The sequence below is a fragment of the Bordetella sp. N genome (assembly GCF_001433395.1).
Lineage (GTDB): Bacteria > Pseudomonadota > Gammaproteobacteria > Burkholderiales > Burkholderiaceae_B > Bordetella_C.
In genome coordinates, this window is record NZ_CP013111.1 from 6,718,979 (window position 1) to 6,736,769 (window position 17,791).

A 17,791-nucleotide genomic window follows, 5' to 3' on the forward strand; every position below is an offset into this window, starting at 1 on the left:
TCGTGTATGCCGGGCGGCGGGCCCTGAAAAAACAATGCCCGGCTCGGCCGGGCATTGTCCTTGTCCAGTCTTACGCTGGTTTTTCACCAGGGCCTTGGCCCGGCGCCGCGGCCACGCCGCCGCGCGCGCTGGCCGCGCGTTGCGCGGCGGCATGGCAGGCCGGAAGGGCGTAGCGGCCTTCCCGATAAGCCCAACTGGGCCACAGGGCGTGCGCCAGCGCTTCGGTGGCCAGCGCTTCGTCGACGGCCACGGGGTCGTACTGCTCCGGCGCCGTGTAGTGGAATTGCACGGGCGCTTTTTGCGGCCCGAGTACCAGCAGCTGATCTCCCTTCAGATACCCGTAGTTGTCGCCGTACTGCATGATGGCGCGGCCCGTGTCGGCGACGCTGGCTTGCGGCTGCGTCAGGTCGCGGCCCAGCATGGGGTGCTGGGTCTGCACGCCCATCAGAGACAACAGGGTGGGGCCGAAATCGACCTGGCTGATCAGGCGGTCATCGCGCCGGGGCGCGATGTCGGCGCCCAGCATCAGGGCCGGGATCTGGAAGTGGCGCACGGGGACCAGGCTTGCGCCGGACACGCGCGAATCGTGGTCCGCGGCGATGAGGAAAACCGTGTTTTCCCAATAGGGCGATAGCCGCGCCTGGTCGAAGAAGCGGCCCAGCGCCCAGTCGGCGTAGCGGACGGTGTTTTCCACCGTGGCCGGATTGCCGTCCGGCTCGATGCGGCCGCTGGGGTATTCCCAAGGCGTGTGGTTGGAGACCGTGAAGGCGAGCGTGAAGGTGGGCTGGTCACCGTCCTCGCTGAGCAGGCGGTGCAACTGGTTGAACATGTCTTCGTCGGAAGCGCCCCACGTGCCGACGAACTGCGGGTCGACGAATTCGCCCCGGTCGACGATGTGGTCGAACCCATTGCCGAGGAAGAAGCCCTTCATGTTGTCGAAGTGGGCTTCGCCGCCGTAGATGAAGCGGGAGTGGTAGCCGTGGCGCCCCAGCAGATCGGCCAGGGTGAAGAAGCCGCGCTGCGCGTCCGGCAACTTGACCACGGCCTGGGCCGGCGTCGGCATGAAGCCGGTGACGACGGCTTCCAGGCCACGCACCGACCGCGTGCCGGTGGCGTAGGCCCGGGTGAAATTCCAGCCCAGCTCCGCCAGTTTGTCGAGATTCGGCGTCAGCGCCGCGCCGCCGAGGTTGGCGACGTACTGGGCGCCCAGGCTTTCTTCCAGGATGATGACCAGATTGAGCGGCCGCGCACGGGTGCGCGCCGGCTCCTGCGTGTGCATGCTGGGAAACTCGGGATCGGCCGGCGGCTGGGGCAGGCCGGCGCTGGCCAGGACCTGGGCGTGCATGGCCGCTTCCGGCATATTGCCGTAGACCGCCGACGCCGACTTCTCGTTCTTCATGCTGTAGATGGCGTACAGCACGCTATATAGCGAGTTGAGCGGCAGCATGTTCAACATGCCGTCCGAGCAATAGGCCACGGTGGACGGGTTGATGGGACGGTGCTGCAAGGTGCCGCGGATCGCCAGGATGCCGATGGCCAGCGCCAGCAGGCTGACGATGGGAATCAGCCACCAGGGCCAGGGCGCGTCGGGTACCGGCTGGCCGAACAGCACGTGGCCCAGCCATGCCGCCAGGATGACGATGACGGTGCCGCCCAGGACGGGCACCTTGAAGCCGCGCCACAGCATGCCGGTGACCTCGCGCGGGTGCTTGAGGTATTCGACGAAGAGCCGGTTGGGGCGCGAGTCGTATTCCAGGATGAAGGGCGGCGTGGCCACTTCCATGAATACGAGGAGCAGCCAGGCGAACTGGAACCAGACCGACGTGATGGCCGTCGCCATGGGGTAGTGGCCCAGCCAGGGCGCGAACACGGCCGGCGCCACGGCCAGGATGGCGATTTCGTGCGCGTCGATGCGCAGGCCGCCCAGCATGATGGGCCGCAGCCCGCCCGCGTTACGGACGCGTTGATGTTGCCAGCCGGCCAGGGCCAGCCGGCTGAGGCTGAGCATGGCAAAGGCGGCCACGATGAATACCAGAGTCAGGTGCCGCATGGGCTCTCCCGGACGGCCGGCGCGCGGCCGGGACGTCCCCTACTTGTCTATCTACAAAACCGGCCGGGCGTTGGCGCCGGGCCGGCGCTTCCATTCTTGTCCCGCCTGCCGGGGAGGGCGCGGGGGGTAAAGCTTACACGGTCGGACGTTCGCCCGGATGGCCGGGCGAACGTCCGCCTGGCCCTTGCCCAGCAGTGCCGCGGCCTTGCCTGGCCTTGGCGGGCACGAAATATGCACCCCGCTGGCACCAAAAACCACGCGGCGCCGGTGCCTAGCTGTCAGCAGGCACCATTGGGGCAAGACTCCAAGGGTTCGTCGCCGCGGCCAGGACATGGGACCGACGCATGGCACGCAAGTACAAAATCCTCACGGGCATCGTCTCGGTGTTCATTTTATTCCTGGTCGTGGTGATCATCGTGATCGCCACCTTCGATTGGAACCGCCTCAAGCCTTATATAGATAGCAAAGCCTCCGACGCGCTGGGCCGGCCCTTCGCCATCAATGGCGATTTGAGCGTGGCCTGGCAGCGCGAACGCGACGAGGGCGGCTGGCGGGCCTGGGTGCCATGGCCGCACGTCACCGCCAACGACATCACCATCGGCAATACTGAGTGGGGCAAGGCGCCTCGGTTCGCCGAACTCAAGCAGGCGCAGTTCAGTATTTCTCCGCTGGGATTGCTGTCGCACCGCGTAGTGATCCGGCGCATCCAGCTGACGCAGCCATCGGCCGACCTCGAACGCCTGGCCGACGGCCGTGCCAATTGGGTATTCACGCCCAAGAAACAGGATGACGCGCAGGCCGAGCCGGCGACCCCCTGGGCACTGGACGTCAATGAAATCGGCTTCGACAAGGGCCGCGTCGGCTATAAGGACGTGACCCTGCAGGCCGACGTGGAAGTAACGATCGATCCCCTGGGCAAGCCAGTTCCCTTCGCCCAGTTGGCCGGGGCGGCAATGGCGGACGGGAAAGCCGCCGGCAAGCCGGCAGATCAGGCGGGCACGCAGCCCGCCCCTGCCTCCGCGCCGAATGCGCCATCGTCAGCCACGCCGGGGGCAACGCCGGCCGGAAGCCAGGCCGGCGCGCCTGGCGACTACGTCTTCGGCTGGGGCGTGAAAGGCAAATTCAAGGGCCTGGACGTAGCCGGCGAGGGCAAGGCGGGCGGCATGCTTGCCTTGCAGGACGGCAACAATCCTTTCCCCGTGCAGGCCGACGTCGCGCTGGGGCATACCAAGGCGTCGGTGGTGGGCACCCTGACCAATCCCATGAAGTTGGGCGCGCTTGATCTGCGCCTGAAACTGGCGGGCAACAGCATGTCCGACCTCTACCCCCTTACCGGCGTGACCTTGCCCGATACGCCCCCCTACAGCACTGACGGCCATTTGACGGCGCGTCTCAACGATGCCCAGGGCTCGGTATTCGAATACCAGGGCTTCAACGGCAAGGTGGGCAATAGCGATATCCATGGCGATATGACCTATGCCGCCACCAAACCCCGTCCGAAGCTGACCGGCAAGCTCACGTCGCAGCTGTTGCGCTTCGCCGACCTGGGGCCGCTGGTCGGCGCGGATACCGGCAAGAAGGGCGCTACCGATGCGAGCAAGGTCGCGGCCGCGGAGCGGGCCAGCGCGGATGCGGCGGCCAAGGCGGCGAAGGATGCCGCCGCGGCGGGCGATGAGGCGCAGGCGGCCGCGAAGAAAGACGAGGCCGCAACGCGCAGCACCGCTGCCTCCCGCGCGCAGGGCTCCAGCCCCGCGCAGCAGCCGGCCGACAAGGCCTTGCCCGTGCAGGAGTTCCGCACCGAGCGCTGGCGCGACATGGACGCCGATGTCAGCCTGGAGGCCAAACGCATCGTCCAGACCGAGGACCTGCCGGTCACGGACCTGCAAGCCCATGTGGTGTTGAATGACGGCACCCTGACCCTGCGGCCCCTGCGGTTCGGCATGGCCGGCGGTTCGCTGAACGCGGACATCCAGCTGGACGGCAGCAAGCGGCCCATGCCGGGCACGTTCAAGATCAACGCGCGCAAGCTGCAACTCAAGCAGTTGTTCCCCGGCGTCAAGTCCATGCAGAAAAGCCTGGGCGAGCTCAATGGCGACGCGGCCCTGAGCGGCACCGGTAATTCGGTGGCGGCATTGTTGGGAACGTCCAATGGCGAAACCAAGCTTCTGATCAATGACGGCGTCATCAGCCGCAGCCTGATGGAGCTGGCCGGCCTGAACGTGGGCAACTACGTGGTCACCCGGCTGTTCGGCGACGATGAGGTCAAGATCAATTGCGGCGCGGCCGATATCGGCTTCAAGGACGGCCTGGCGACGCCACGCATCTTTGTGTTCGATACCGAAAACACGCTGGTGGAGATCGAGGGGGCGGTGAACCTCAAAAGCGAGGCGATCAACCTGGACATCACGCCGCACAGCAAGGGCTTGCGGATCATTTCCCTGCGCTCGCCCTTGTACGTCGCGGGCACGTTGAAGAATCCCAAACCGGGCGTGAAGACGCTGCCTTTGGCGGCGCGCGGCGCCGGCGCGGTGGTGTTGGGCGCCCTGTTGACCCCCGCGGCCGGCCTGCTGGCTCTGATCGTACCCAGCGCGGGCAGCGACAAGGAAAACGAATGCGGCACGATGCTGCGGGAGATCCGTCAGCCGCCCAAGGCGCCGACGCCCAAGGCGGGCCGCCAGGTCGCACCCAAGGCCGCCAAGTAAGCGACAGCTGCGGCGCTTCCTGCTGGGCCGAAAGCAAAACCGCCGCCCTCGGGCGGCGGTTTTGCTTTAGCGGCAGGCTTACGCCGCGTGGCGCCGGGTCACGGCAAGGTAACCGTCCGGGCCGTTGGGTTGGGCGACGCAGGTGAGGTTACGGCCGGCATTCTTGGCGTGATAGAGGGCCTTGTCGGCCTCCTTCAGCGCCACTTCCAGATCCTTGCCGTGTTCGGGAAAGTGCGCCACGCCGATCGATACGGTAACGGGGCCGCCCGTCGCGTTGGGCGTCTTGTGCATGGCCCCGCGCAGACGCTCCGCCGCGCTGACGGCATCGTCCAGCGAGGTGCCGGGCAGCAGCAGCGTGAATTCCTCGCCGCCGGGCCGCGCCAGGATGTCGTTGCTGCGCGAGCCATTGCGCATCAGCGTCGCCAGGCTGCGGATCACCTCATCGCCGACGTCATGGCCGAAGCGATCGTTGACGGACTTGAAATTGTCGATGTCCACGGCCAGGACGGCCACCGGCATGCCGGTCGAGGCGAATTCGTCCATGGCGCGGATCAGGCCGCGTCGGTTCAGCAGGGACGTCAGCGGATCCGTGGTGGACTCGCGCCGCAAGTTGCGCATCTTGTGATTGATGCTGCCCAGGCCGGTGAGCAGGGCGCGCTTGATCTGATTCGACTCGAAATACCACGAGCGCACCTTGCGGATGCGGTCGGGCGCTTCGATTTCGTCGATCTGCTTGGCCACGCTGGCCAGTTCCCACAGCGGGCGGGCGATCAGCTTGGACAGCCAGCCGATGCAGAATAGCAGCACCAGCAGCAAGGGCAGGGAGTTGCGGATGGTCATCCACAGCAGTTCATCCATGCGCTGCAAGGTGCCGGCCAGGGGGCGCTGGGCCACCAGGCCCCAGCCGGTGGAGGGCACCACGGCGTAGCCGGCCAGCATGTCCACGCCCACGCTGTTGACCACGCGGCGCTGCCCGCTGGCGCCTTGCATCAGCTCGGTGACGACCTTGTTGCTGGTGACGGCCTGGCCTATGCGTGCAGAGTCCGGATGGTAGATCAGCGTGCCGTGGCGGTCGACGACAAACAGGTAGGAGCCGTCGCGGTAATAGTGGTCGCCCAACAAGGCATGCAGGCCATTCGTGGCATGCAGATACAGGGTGCCGCCCACGAAGCCGAGATAGTTGCCCGTCTTGTCGAAAATGGGCTGGGAATAGACGATCACCCAGCGGCCCGTGGCGGCCATGAATGGTTCGCTGACCAGGGGCTGGCGTTTGGTCAACGCATCCTGGACCGCATTGCTTTCCAGTTTCGCCCCGACCATATTCAGTTGCGCCGGGGACGTGGCGACCACCTTGCCCTCGTTGTTGACCACCACGACGGAGTTGTAGTGGTCGCTCTGGCGCAGCAGGCGTTCGGCCTCCTGCTCCATCAGCGCGGGCTGCAAGGCCATATTGCTGAGGATGCCGGCGCTGTAGGCCAGTTCGCGGCGGATGGCGCCGATATAGCTATCGGTGGCGCCGGCCAACTTGGCCGCGTATGCCCGATTGCCTTCCAGCGTGTTGGTAAGGAGGATATCGCGCTGGACCTGGTAACTCGCGTAGAAGCTATTACCCAACGCCACCAGCACGGAGAGTAGGCAAAGCCAGAGAATCAGGCGGCGCAGGTCTATGCGAAACATGGCTGCGATCGGAGGATCGGCATCCGCGCAGGGGAGGCGATGCCGGGGGTTGGTCGAGGCAACAATCCGACGTAATTGCCGGACACTTTGCAATGAAGCGTACGCGATGCGGATGTTACGCCAGGTAGCGGGATTCTAACCGGGGCGCTGTAGGAACTGGTTGCTTTACGTGCACGTGCCCTCCACGGCGTTGCAGGTGAACATCCCAGTGCTTACCAACCGGCCTGTTTGTCTCGTTAATGTGACAATTTACCCTAGAGCGGAAATGATGATGCAGCGCAATGCGCTATCCGGCGTTCCTGAGTGTGTACTCATTACCGGCGCGACCGGGGGCATAGGCGCCGCGCTGGCTTTCGAATACGCCAGGGCCGGCTCCCGCACCCTGATCCTGCAGGGGCGGGATGCAAGACGCCTGCGCGAGGTCGCCGAAGGTTGCGAGGCGGTCGGCGCCCGGGTGCTGACTGAACGCCTGGACGTGCGGGACCTGGAGGCCCTGGGCGTCTGGCTGCGCAGTGTCAGCCTGGGCGAGATGCCCGATCTGGTGGTAGCCGGCGCCGGGGTGAATATCGATACCGGCGCTCGTCGGCAAGGGGAAACGTGGGAAGACGTACAGCGCCTGCTGGAGGTGAACATCCAGGCCGTGGTCGCCACGGTGCATGCGGTGTTACCGGCCATGCGGGCGCGCCGCCAGGGCCAGATCGCCCTGATGAGTTCGCTGGCGGCCTGGCGCGGCCTGCCCGAAACGCCGAGTTACTGCGCCAGCAAGGCGGCGGTCAAGGTCTATGGCGAAGCGATGCGGGACGGCCTTGCCGGGGAGGGGGTGCATGTCAATGTGGTCATGCCGGGCTATGTCGAGTCACGCATGTGCTTCGATATGCCGGGCCCCAAGCCTTTTCTTTGGGACGCGCCGCGGGCCGCGCGGGCCATACGCCTGGGCCTGCGCGCGAACCGGGCGCGCATCACCTTCCCGTTTCCCCTGAGCCTGGGTACCTTCCTGCTGTCCGTCATTCATCCCGCGGTGTCGGGCTGGATCCTGCGCAAGCTGGGTTATGGGGGCCGGTGAGCAGGCGGACGGCCTCGCCGGCATGTCGGGGTGGGACGGGTGGAGTGCCCTGGGGGTAACGCTGGCGCCGGCGCTGGCCGCCGGGCTGCTGGCCAGCTGCCTGCTTACCGCCGTTCTGCGGCCGCGACCGTTGCCGCCGTGGCGGCGGCCGTGGGCGGCCAATGTAACGGAACTCGGAATCTGGCTGATGGCATGGGCGGCCGAGCTGCTGTTGTTCGGCCGGCCTTACTTCGCGCTGGCCAATGTGCTGATGATCCAGCTGGTGATCGTGATGGTGAGCCTGGCCAAGTACGAGGTCCTGCGCGAGCCCTTCGTGTTCCAGGATTTTGAGTATTTCACCGACGCGGTACGCCATCCGCGGCTGTACCTGCCTTTCTTTCCCTGGCCATATGCGGTGGCGGCGGCGGCGGGATACTGCGCGGCGCTGTGGCTGGGACTGACCTTGGAGCCCGCCATCATCTACGTGGATCCTTCGCGTGGGCTGGCGGCCATTGCGGCGACCGCGGCGCTGGGATGGGGGTGCGCCGTCATGGCGGGACGCCAGCTGAAGGTTACGTTCGATGCGGAGGCGGACCTGCGGCGGCTGGGCTTGCTGGCGGCTTTGGGGGCCTATGGACGGGCTGAAGCAAGAACTGAGGGGCAGCCTGAAAGTCTGGCGGGCAGTCGCGCGTGCGACGGTGTGGCGGCACGGGCACCGTTCGCCGCGCCGGCGCCCGCTGTTACACCGGCGCGCCTGCCTGACCTGGTCAGTATCCAGAGCGAATCCTTCTTCGACGCCCGGCGCGTCTTTCCCCAGCTCAGGCCAGACATTCTGCAAGGCTACGATCGCCTGCGCGCCGAGGCAGTGGTGCATGGCGAACTGGACGTGGCCGCGCGCGGCGCCAATACCGTGCGTACCGAATTCGCGTTCCTCACTGGCCTCCCGGCCTGCGCGTTGGGCGTGCATCGATTCAACCCGTATCGCAAGCTGGCGCGGCAAGGTGTTCCCACGATCGCCAGCTATTTGCGTGCGCTGGGTTACCGGACCCTCTGCGTCCATCCTTACCACGGCAGTTTCTATGGCCGCGACAAAGTGCTCCCCGCGCTGGGTTTTGACGAGTTCATCGATATCCGCGCCTTCAGTAAAAATGAAAAAGACGGCGCAAACATCGGTGACCGTGCACTGGGAGGTTACGTCGCCACGCGCTTGCGGCGCAGCGATCCCCGGCCCTTGTTCATCCATGTAATCACGATGGAAAACCACGGGCCTTTGCACCTCGAAACCGTCACCGCCGACGATGCGCGCGCCGTGCTGAATGGGCCCGCCGAGCCGGGTTGCGAGGACCTGGTGGCGTATGCAAGACATCTGCGTAACGCCGATGCCATGTTCTCCGGTCTGAGGGAAACCCTGCTGGAATTGGGGCGTCCCGCGGGCTTGTGCGTGTTCGGCGATCACATCCCCATCATGCCCAGGGTCTACCGCGCGCTGGGCGAGCCGGACGGCAGCACGGACGCGTTGATCTGGGTAACAGGCGCGGATACACACAACGAAAAAAAGCTGGATGTGACCGCGCTCGCGACGACCCTCCTGACCAGCGTGGGCCTGTTTTCGTCGCAATAATTTGCGAATCAGCAGCACCAACATAATCAACTGTAAAAGGTGCGTAAGGGCAAAACGAAAGTGTGCGGCCAAGACGCCGCTCCCGGGATTTCTGGACAGAATTCGCCACCAGCACGATCTGCGTGTGTAGTGGAAACAGAGACCCCATGAGAGCGGACAAGTATTCGTTGGATTCGGTTCTGCGGTATGTCACACCCCTCCTCCTGGTGACATTGGCAGGTTGCGGCACCATGCCAGGCTGGATCTCTTCCAGTGGCGCCAGCCGGCAGCAGGTCATGGAAGCCCAGGAAGGGCGCGCCAACGCGCGCATCGAGGGCATCGCGCTGGTCGATGTCAACGATGCGCTGGCCCGCAAGCTGGCCCGCGGCAAAGCGCTGGGCAAGTTCTCGGACGTGTTTCCGCGCGGGGTTCCCAACAGTTACGTCGTCGGCGCCGGCGACGTCATCGAGGTTTCCGTCTGGGAGTCGCCGCCCGCGATGTTGTTCGGCGCCGCGGCGCCCATGGACCCGGCCAGGCCCGTTCCGGCCACCGCCAATGCCGTCACGTTCCCGCCCCAGATGGTGTCCTCCGCCGGCACCATCACCGTGCCCTTCGCCGGCCGGGTATCGGTGCAGGGCCGCACGAGCCAGCAGATCGAAGATACCGTGGCCGCCAGGCTGAGCGGCAAGGCCAACAGCCCGCAGGTGCTGGTGCGGGTCGTCAAGAACAACAGCGCCAACGTAACCGTGGTCGGGGAAGTGGGCAGCAGCCAGCAGATGCCCCTGACCCCCAAAGGCGAACATCTGCTCGATGCCATCGCGGCGAGCGGCGGTGTGAAGCAGCCCTTGAACCGCGTCTCCATCCAGCTGACGCGCGGGCCTGTAACGTCCACCATGGCCCTGGATACCATCATTCGCGATCCCCGCCAGAACGTCGCGCTGCAAGCGGGCGACGTCGTCACCGCGCTGTTCCAGCCGCGCAGTTTCTCGGTGCTGGGCGCCTTGGGCAAGAACGATGAAATGCCGCTGGAGGCCCAGGGCATCTCGCTGGCACAGGCACTGGCGCGGTCGGGCGGCCTGGCCGACAACCGGGCCGACGCGCGGGGCGTGTTCATCTTCCGTTTCGAGGATCCCAAGCTGCTGAACGGTGTCGCCGCCGACAGCACGACGCCGAGCGGCGTGAACGGCACGGTTCCCGTCGTGTACCAGGTCGACCTGCGCGATCCCTCTTCGTTCTTCGTGGTGCAGAACTTCCCCATCCAGAACGGCGATGTCATCTACGTCGCGAATTCGCCCGAGGCGGAATTCAACAAATTCCTCCGCCTGGTGGTGTCGGTGGCGGTGCCGACGATCTCACTGGACAGGACTTTCCAATAATGCGTATCAGCTATCGGCCCATCGCTCCGCCGGCGGATGAGGCGTCCACGCATAGGGCGCGCAGCCCCTATACCGTGTCTTTCGCGGTGGCGCGGGCGCTGTTCCTGCGCGAAGCCCTGGATCGCCTCTTCGACATGCGGGCGGCATGGCTGTGGCTGCTGATGGAGCCCGTCATCCATATCGGCTTCATCACCTACATCTATACGGTCATCCGTCTGCGCAACATCGGCGGCATCGATGCCGCCATGTGGGTGATCACCGGCATGTTGGCGTTCTTCATGTTTCGCCGCACGGCGGTGCAGGTGACCTATGCCGTGGAGTCCAACCAGCCGCTGTTCGCGTATCGGCAGGTCAAGGCCTTCGACGTGGCGCTTGCGCGGGGCGTGCTGGAAGCCTTCCTGATGGTGGTCGTTTCCACCTTGATCCTGGCCGGCGCCGGCCTGGCCGGTTATCCGGTCCTGCCCAGCGACCCGTTGCTGGTCGCGGTCACCGTGTTCGGGCTGTGGCTGTTCGGGGTGGGCTATGGCCTGGTGGCTTCCGTGCTGATGGTGCTGGTGCCGGAAAGCGAGCACATCCTGAAGATACTGATGCTGCCGCTGTATCTGATCTCCGGCACCATCTCGCCGATCTCCGCCATTCCGTCGGCCTACCAGGACATGCTGTTGTGGAATCCGGTGGCGCACGGACTGGAACTGGTGCGTTACGGCTTCGGCACGGAGTACCACATGGTGGCCGGCGTCGACCTTGCCTATCTCTATACCTGGGCCGGCCTCAGTTTCTTTCTTGGCCTGGCGCTGTATCGGCGTTTCGCGCGGAAGTTGGTCACGCAATGATCATCGCTCACGACGTACACAAGCGTTACCGCACCGAGCATGGCATGGGCAAATGGGTGCTGCGCGGCGTCGATCTGACGATCCCGCGCAGGTGCAATGTCGGCCTGATCGGCAAGAACGGCGCCGGCAAGTCCACGCTGCTGCGTCTGATCGGCGGCGCCGACCAGCCCACCTACGGCTCCGTGGAGCGGCGCTGCCGCGTGTCCTGGCCCATGGGGCAGGGCGGCCTGGAAGGCACGTTGACGGGGCGTCAGAACGCCAAGTTCGTCTGCCGGGTGCACGGACATGCGGCCGACCTGGCCGATCGCCTGCGTTTCATCCAGGACTTCTCGGAATTGAAGGAAGCCTTCGATGAACCCGTCACCACCTATTCGTCCGGCATGCGCTCGCGCCTGCAGTTCGCGCTGTCGCTGGCGTTCGAGTTCGACGTCTATATCTCGGATGAGGTGACGGCCGCGGGCGATGCCTCTTTCCGGCGCAAGGCCGCCGGTGCGTTCCGGTCCATGGTCGATCGCGCCGGACTGATCATGGTTTCCCATGACGAGGGCACGTTGAAGGATTTCTGCCAGGCGGGGATCTGGATCCACGAGGGCAAGGCGCACTGGTTCGACAAGCTGGACGACGCGCTGACGGCGTACCAGGCAACACAATGAGAATGGCTGGATAAAAAAATGGCTGAACAGACTCTTCCCCTCGATGCGCGGCAGTCGGCGCCCCGGCCAAGTTTGCCGACCCGCATCTTCCGGCGCCTGATCCAGCTCAGCCTGGTGGTGGGCCTGGCGGTGTCCGTGTATTGGGGGTTTTTTGCGTCCGACCGCTATGTGTCCGAGGCTAACGTCATCATTCGCAAGACCGACAGCGCCAATCTGCCCAGTCCGGACCTGGTCTCGCTGCTGGGCGCGGGCGCCTCGCTGAGCGTCAGCCGCGCGGATCAGTTGCTGTTGCGCGACTACCTGTTGTCGCTGGACATGCTGAAAAAGCTGGATGCCAGGCTGGACCTGCGCAAGCACTTCAGCAATTCGAGCTATGACATCGTGTCGCGCCTGTGGTTCAAGGACATCGAGTTCTTCTACCGCTTCTATCTGCGGATGGTGGACGTGGAGTACGACGAGTACGCCGGCGTGCTGCGCATCAAGGTGCAAGCCTACGACCAGGATACCGCCTACGAAATCGCCCGCCTGCTGGTCGCCGAGGGCGAAGACTATATGAACGAACTGGGCCACCAGATGGCGGAGGCGCAGATCGGCTTTCTGACCGTCCAGGTGGAGAAGGCGCAAGAGCGCTTCCAGCAGGCCAGTCAGGCGTTGCTGAAGTACCAGAACGAAAAGGGTTTGCTGTCACCCACGGCGACTGCCGAGAGCATCAATGCCATCGTGGCTTCCCTGGAAGGACAGCGCGCGCAATTGCAGACGCAGCTGGCGTCTCTGCCCAAGACGCTGGAGCGCAGCCATCCCAACATCCTGATGCTCAGGCAGGCGATCGACGCCGTGGATCGCCAGATCGCCGATGAAAAAGCCAAGCTGGCCACACCTTCCGGATCGCCCTTGAATGCCTCGGTCGAGGCCTTCCAGCGCCTGCAGATGCAGGTGAGCTTCACCGAGGATCTCTACAAGTCGGCCCTGCTGGGACTGGAGAAGGGCAGGAACGACTCCCTGCGTCTGCTGGAGAAAGTGTCGGTGCTGCAATCACCGACCCTGCCCGAATATCCGATGGAGCCACGGCGTGTCTACAACATCGTCGTCACGTTGCTGATCGCGCTGGTGGTCGCCGGAACCTTGAACTTGCTGGAAAGCATTGTGTTGGATCACGTGGACTGATCGTCCTGGGGGGACCTTCTGATGAGTACGGCTCACACAAAAGAGAAGAACATCGACACAGGGAGTGGGGAAGTCGAGTTGTCGTCGCTGCGCGAAGAACATGCCATGCTGTTCGCGCAGTTGCATGACGTGCAGGAAGCAATGGAGCAGGGGCACTACCAGGCCGTTCAGCCGCCGGTGGAAAGCCGGTCCAGCTACGTCATGCTGGATAGCCGCTTCCCCGAGGTGGCCGCTGAAAACATGCGTTATCGCAAAGCTCTGGAGGCGCGCGACGACGTCTATCGGCTGCAAGGCCGGCAGTCCTTCGCGTCCCGCTTCGGCACGGCGATGGTCCATGGCGTCAGCGGTCCCGCCGCGGCCTTGCGCTTGCCCGGCAAGCTCTGGTCGATCTGGCGCGATGTGAAGGAATACGCACCGCCCAGGAAATTGGGCGGCAAGGATTGCAAGGCGCTGATCGCGGCTTACGGCGAGGGAGGGGACGAGGCCGTTCAGGCCTTGCTGGAACGATCGCCAGCCAGCGTGAAGGCCGGCGCCCTGACCGCCCTGGCGCGCAGCCTGGCCAGGAGCGACGTCGTGTCCGCCGCCAATTACGCGCGCCAGGCCTACGAGCTGGACCCGCGGCCCTTCCGGCTCAAGTGGCTGGCGTTCCGGGAGCATGAGGCCGGGCACCCGGAACAGGCCGAGGCCATGTTGGAAGCCCTGCCGCCGGACATGCAGTTCAGCGAATCGGAGCAACGCCAGGTGGAGCAGCTGCGCGCGGAGGCCGAACAGGCCCGCAAGCGCGAAATCACCGAAAAATACGATCCGCTGTCCCGTTCCCAGGTGGTCGAGCGCAAGCTCAGGCAGCTGATGCGCGAGCGTAACGACCAGCAGGCCCTGGCCGCGCGCTACATGCGGCAGGTCGACGCCGTCAAGCTGGAGCATCAGGGCGTGGAGCGCGCCCGCGCCGGCCTGGCGTTGGAGCTGGCCCGCCAGGGCAGCCAGCTGCTGAGCGTGGCGGAAGAGCGCGACGCGCTGCAACGCCGTCACGATGAACTGGACCACGCGCAGCGGGAGCTGCTGCGCAAGCATGATGCCCTGGCCATGCTGCACGAAGAGACCGTGCGGGCGCACGCCGTCCTGGCCGCGCAGCACGGGGAAACCCGCCAGACGCATGATGCCCTGGTCATGACGCATCAGCACGCGATCCGCACGCATGATGCCCTGAGCAGGAAGCACGAAGACCTTATTCGTACCCATGACGGCGTGGTCCGCACCCATCACGATCTGGTCAGGAAACACGATGCCGCGCTGCGGACGAACGAAGAGTTGGCGCGTAAGCACGACGCCGTCGTGCTGGCGAATGACGAATTGACTCAGGCGGTGCGCGAGCGGGACAACTCCCTGCTCGACTACCGGCGCCAGGTCGAGCAACTGCGCTGGCTGCGAGTGCTGGGCGAGCGCGAACGCCGCGCCCTGCTCGAACGCGAGGCCAAGGCCCGGGAAGCGCTTGAAACGCTATCTCCCGGCCATCTGGAGCGCCAGCTGCAAACGGCCATCAGGGACGAGGTGGGTAACGCCAGCCGGCAGTTGCAGGCGATGGTGGGGCTGTTGGGCTACTACAGCAACGGCGAGCTGCCGCTGGTGAGCCCGGAGCGCAACACGTGGCCGGTCAGTCCGGACTTCGCGGTCTATCTGGTGCAGCTGCTAGAGCTCAAGCACTACGACGTGGTCATCGAGTTCGGGGCCGGCCTGTCGACCGTCGTCATCGCCAAGGCCATGGCGCGCCAGGCGGCGCCGCGCCGCGGCAAGAACGCCGCCAAGACCAAATTCGTGTCGTTCGAGCATCAGGACGCGTATCACGCCCAGACCTTGAGCCAGTTGAACGCGGCGGGGGTCGCCAATATGGTGGACTTGATGCTGGCCCCGCTGTCGGCCTGGTCCAGCGCCGGGCAGGAATCGTTTCCCTATTACGACTATGGCGCGGTGCTGAAAGGGCTGGCGGCCAGCATGCGCGGCCGCTCGCTGGCCGTCCTGGTCGTGGTGGACGGACCGCCCGCCACGGTGGGCAGGATGGCGCGCTACCCCGCCGGTCCCATCATCCGGCAGCTTTTCCCAAGGGCCACCATAGATTTCGTCCTCGATGACTACGTCCGGGACGACGAAAAAGAGATTGCCACGCGCTGGCAAGCAGAACTGCAAGCCAGTGGCTACACCTGCCAAGTCGCCGAACGTCAGTTGGAAAAAGGCGCTTGCCTGATATCCGCGCGTCCCCGGAGTGCAAAATCATGAAAGTTCTGACCGTATTCGGTACTCGTCCGGAAGCCATCAAGATGGCTCCCGTGGTCAAGGCCTTGATGGCCGATGCCAGCCTGGAAAGCAGAGTTTGCGTGACGGCCCAGCATCGCCAGATGCTGGATCAGGTGCTGGGCATCTTCTCCATCAAGCCCGACTTCGACCTGAATCTGATGGCGCCGGGCCAAGACCTGTCCGACATCACCAGCAAGGTGCTGCTGGGCATGCGGGACGTCTTCCGCGAATGGCAGCCGGACATGATCCTGGTGCATGGCGACACCACGACCACCTTGGCGGCCAGCCTGTCGGCCTATTACGCCAAAGTGGAAGTAGGCCATGTCGAGGCGGGCCTGCGCACCAATAACAAATATTCGCCCTGGCCCGAGGAAATGAATCGGCGGCAGGTGGGCGCCACCGCGGACGTGCACTTCGCGCCCACCGAAAAGGCCCGCGCCAACCTGCTGCGCGAAGGCGTTTCACAAAATACGATCCACGTGACCGGCAATACCGTCATCGACGCGCTGCTGGATGTCGCGCAGCGCGTGCGCGATGACAAGGACCTGCGCGCCAGCCTGGCGGCCCGCTTCGATTTCCTCGATCCGGCCAAGCGGATGGTGCTGGTGACGGGGCACCGCCGCGAGAACTTCGGCTCGGGTTTCGAGAATATCTGCAAAGGTTTGCGCGAAATCGCCCGGCGCGGCGACGTGCAGGTGGTCTACCCCGTGCATCTGAACCCCAATGTGCAGGAGCCCGTGCATCGGATCCTCAGCGATGTGGCGGACGTGCATCTGATCGAACCGCAGGACTATCTGCCTTTCATCTACCTGATGGATCGCAGCGACCTGCTGATCACGGACTCCGGCGGGGTGCAGGAAGAAGCGCCGTCGCTGGGCAAGCCCGTGCTGGTGATGCGCGACACCACGGAGCGGCCCGAGGCGGTGGACGCCGGCACGGTCAAGCTGGTCGGCACCGACACCGCCGTCATCGTGCGCGAGGCCAATCGGCTGCTCGATGATGCCCGCGCCTACGAGGCCATGGCGCGTGCCCACAATCCCTACGGTGACGGCCATGCGGCGTCCCGGATCGTTGAAGTCCTGAAGTTCAAACATTGATAAAGAGGTTCGCCGTGTTCGATACCATTTCCATGATTGGGCTGGGCTATATTGGGCTGCCCACCGCAACCCTGTTCGCTTCACGCAAGAAGAAGGTGATCGGCGTGGACGTCAATCCACGTACCGTCGACACGATCAATCAGGGCAAGATCCACATCGTCGAGCCCGCGCTCGATATCCTGGTGCATGCGGCCGTGACGGAAGGCTTTCTGACGGCCACCACCACGCCGCAACCGGCCGACGCTTTCCTGATTGCCGTGCCCACGCCGTTCACCGATGGGCACCGGCCGGACCTGAGCTATATCGAAGCCGCCGCCAAGTCGATCGCGCCCGTGCTCGCGACCGGCAATCTGGTCGTGCTGGAAAGCACCTCCCCGGTCGACGCCACCGAGAAGCTGGCCCAATGGCTGGTCGAAGCGCGGCCCGATCTGACGTTTCCGCCCCAGGCGGGCGATGCGGCGGGTGTGCAGATCGCGTATTGCCCGGAACGTGTGCTGCCGGGCAAGGTGGTGCAGGAGCTGGTGGCCAATGACCGGGTGATCGGCGGCATGACGCAGACGGCCTCCGAGATGGCCGTGGAGCTGTACCGCACCTTCGTCGAAGGCGCGCTGATCGTCACCAATGCCCGCACGGCCGAGATGTGCAAGTTGACGGAGAACAGTTTCCGCGACGTCAACATCGCCTTCGCCAATGAGTTGTCGCTGGTGTGCGATGAGCTGAACATCGATGTATGGGAACTGATACGCCTGGCGAATCGCCATCCGCGGGTCAATATCCTGCAACCCGCCGCCGGAGTGGGCGGGCACTGCATCGCCGTCGATCCCTGGTTCATCGTCGATTCCGCGCCCAAGACGGCGCGCATGATCCGCACGGCCCGCGAGGTCAACGATCACAAGCCGGTCTGGGTACTGGACAAGATCAAGGCGTCGCTGGCCGAGGTGCGGGAATTGAAGAAGACCGCCCGGCAGCAGGATTTGAAGGTGGCCTGCCTGGGCGTCGCATTCAAGCCGGATATCGACGATTTACGCGAAAGCCCGGCGGTGGAGATCGTTCGTCAGGTCGTCGAGCTGGGCTGCCAGGTTCAGGTGGTGGAGCCCAATATCGACTTCCTGCCGGCCAGCCTCGCCGCCGACAACCTGAGCCTGGTCACCCTGGAAGACGCCCTGGTCCAGGCGGATGTGCTGTGCCTGCTCGTCAAGCACCAGCCCTTCGTCCTGGCTCTCGACGACATCAGGAAGCACGCCAGGATCATCGACGTCGTGGGCCTGCTGGCCGTCGAACACACGCTGGCCGCCTAGGGGAGCAAGC

The 17,791-nt window shown here is 65.0% G+C and carries 12 protein-coding genes; 10 read left to right on the forward strand and 2 right to left on the reverse strand.

What is annotated here, in order from left to right; translation table 11 throughout:
• Window positions 1-70: 70 nt before the first annotated feature.
• Window positions 71-2,050, reverse strand: coding sequence for an LTA synthase family protein (locus ASB57_RS29020; RefSeq protein ID WP_057655488.1), 1,980 nt, complete (start codon window positions 2,048-2,050; stop codon window positions 71-73).
• Between the two features lie 344 nt (window positions 2,051-2,394).
• On the opposite strand from ASB57_RS29020, the gene ASB57_RS29025 reads away from it, so the two are divergent.
• Window positions 2,395-4,752 carry an AsmA family protein gene (locus ASB57_RS29025; protein WP_057655489.1) on the forward strand — a complete coding sequence of 786 codons (2,358 nt, stop codon included), beginning with the start codon at window positions 2,395-2,397 and terminating at the stop codon, window positions 4,750-4,752.
• Window positions 4,753-4,830: 78 nt separating this feature from the next.
• Here the strand turns inward: ASB57_RS29025 and ASB57_RS29030 are convergent, their stop codons facing one another.
• The gene (locus tag ASB57_RS29030; RefSeq protein ID WP_057655491.1) at window positions 4,831-6,429 is read right to left on the reverse strand and encodes a sensor domain-containing diguanylate cyclase; all 1,599 of its coding nucleotides are present in this window, start codon (window positions 6,427-6,429) and stop codon (window positions 4,831-4,833) included.
• 265 nt (window positions 6,430-6,694) lie between these two features.
• On the opposite strand from ASB57_RS29030, the gene ASB57_RS29035 reads away from it, so the two are divergent.
• The 9 genes from ASB57_RS29035 to wecC all read left to right on the forward strand — a co-directional run bounded on the left by ASB57_RS29035 (window position 6,695) and on the right by wecC (window position 17,781).
• Complete coding sequence (locus ASB57_RS29035; RefSeq protein WP_156414312.1) at window positions 6,695-7,492, forward strand: SDR family oxidoreductase; 798 nt, start codon at window positions 6,695-6,697, stop codon at window positions 7,490-7,492.
• Window positions 7,479-9,092, forward strand: coding sequence for an LTA synthase family protein (locus ASB57_RS29040; RefSeq protein WP_231755284.1), 1,614 nt, complete (start codon window positions 7,479-7,481; stop codon window positions 9,090-9,092). The genes ASB57_RS29035 and ASB57_RS29040 overlap by 14 nt, the downstream gene beginning before the upstream one ends.
• A gap of 230 nt (window positions 9,093-9,322) precedes the next feature.
• Window positions 9,323-10,447 carry a polysaccharide biosynthesis/export family protein gene (locus ASB57_RS29045; protein WP_082622095.1) on the forward strand — a complete coding sequence of 375 codons (1,125 nt, stop codon included), beginning with the start codon at window positions 9,323-9,325 and terminating at the stop codon, window positions 10,445-10,447.
• On the forward strand, window positions 10,447-11,280 hold the full coding sequence (locus ASB57_RS29050; protein ID WP_057655495.1) for an ABC transporter permease: 834 nt from the start codon (window positions 10,447-10,449) through the stop codon (window positions 11,278-11,280). Before ASB57_RS29045 ends, ASB57_RS29050 begins: the two co-directional genes overlap by 1 nt.
• Window positions 11,277-11,933 carry an ABC transporter ATP-binding protein gene (locus tag ASB57_RS29055; RefSeq protein WP_057655496.1) on the forward strand — a complete coding sequence of 219 codons (657 nt, stop codon included), beginning with the start codon at window positions 11,277-11,279 and terminating at the stop codon, window positions 11,931-11,933. The genes ASB57_RS29050 and ASB57_RS29055 overlap by 4 nt, the downstream gene beginning before the upstream one ends.
• 18 nt (window positions 11,934-11,951) lie before the next feature.
• The gene (locus ASB57_RS29060) at window positions 11,952-13,097 is read left to right on the forward strand and encodes a chain-length determining protein (protein WP_231755285.1); all 1,146 of its coding nucleotides are present in this window, start codon (window positions 11,952-11,954) and stop codon (window positions 13,095-13,097) included.
• Between the two features lie 21 nt (window positions 13,098-13,118).
• Entirely contained in the window at window positions 13,119-15,368 is a 2,250-nt protein-coding gene (locus ASB57_RS29065) for a hypothetical protein (protein ID WP_156414313.1), read from the forward strand.
• The gene (gene wecB, locus ASB57_RS29070; RefSeq protein WP_057655500.1) at window positions 15,365-16,483 is read left to right on the forward strand and encodes a non-hydrolyzing UDP-N-acetylglucosamine 2-epimerase; all 1,119 of its coding nucleotides are present in this window, start codon (window positions 15,365-15,367) and stop codon (window positions 16,481-16,483) included. The genes ASB57_RS29065 and wecB overlap by 4 nt, the downstream gene beginning before the upstream one ends.
• Window positions 16,484-16,497: 14 nt before the next feature.
• A complete protein-coding gene (gene wecC, locus ASB57_RS29075; protein WP_082621916.1) occupies window positions 16,498-17,781 on the forward strand; it encodes a UDP-N-acetyl-D-mannosamine dehydrogenase in 1,284 nt (427 codons plus the stop codon).
• Window positions 17,782-17,791: the final 10 nt, after the last annotated feature.

Bases quoted from the DNA above. Each gene is read 5' to 3' on its own strand.
- ASB57_RS29035 (WP_156414312.1), top strand. From the start codon at position 6,695: ATGATGATGCAGCGCAATGCGCTATCCGGCGTTCCTGAGTGTGTACTC.
- ASB57_RS29025 (WP_057655489.1), top strand. From the start codon at position 2,395: ATGGCACGCAAGTACAAAATCCTCACGGGCATCGTCTCGGTGTTCATT.
- ASB57_RS29040 (WP_231755284.1), top strand. From the start codon at position 7,479: ATGGGGGCCGGTGAGCAGGCGGACGGCCTCGCCGGCATGTCGGGGTGG.
- ASB57_RS29030 (WP_057655491.1), bottom strand. From the start codon at position 6,429: ATGTTTCGCATAGACCTGCGCCGCCTGATTCTCTGGCTTTGCCTACTC.
- wecB (WP_057655500.1), top strand. From the start codon at position 15,365: ATGAAAGTTCTGACCGTATTCGGTACTCGTCCGGAAGCCATCAAGATG.
- ASB57_RS29055 (WP_057655496.1), top strand. From the start codon at position 11,277: ATGATCATCGCTCACGACGTACACAAGCGTTACCGCACCGAGCATGGC.
- ASB57_RS29045 (WP_082622095.1), top strand. From the start codon at position 9,323: ATGCCAGGCTGGATCTCTTCCAGTGGCGCCAGCCGGCAGCAGGTCATG.
- ASB57_RS29020 (WP_057655488.1), bottom strand. From the start codon at position 2,050: ATGCGGCACCTGACTCTGGTATTCATCGTGGCCGCCTTTGCCATGCTC.
- ASB57_RS29060 (WP_231755285.1), top strand. From the start codon at position 11,952: ATGGCTGAACAGACTCTTCCCCTCGATGCGCGGCAGTCGGCGCCCCGG.
- ASB57_RS29050 (WP_057655495.1), top strand. From the start codon at position 10,447: ATGCGTATCAGCTATCGGCCCATCGCTCCGCCGGCGGATGAGGCGTCC.
- ASB57_RS29065 (WP_156414313.1), top strand. From the start codon at position 13,119: ATGAGTACGGCTCACACAAAAGAGAAGAACATCGACACAGGGAGTGGG.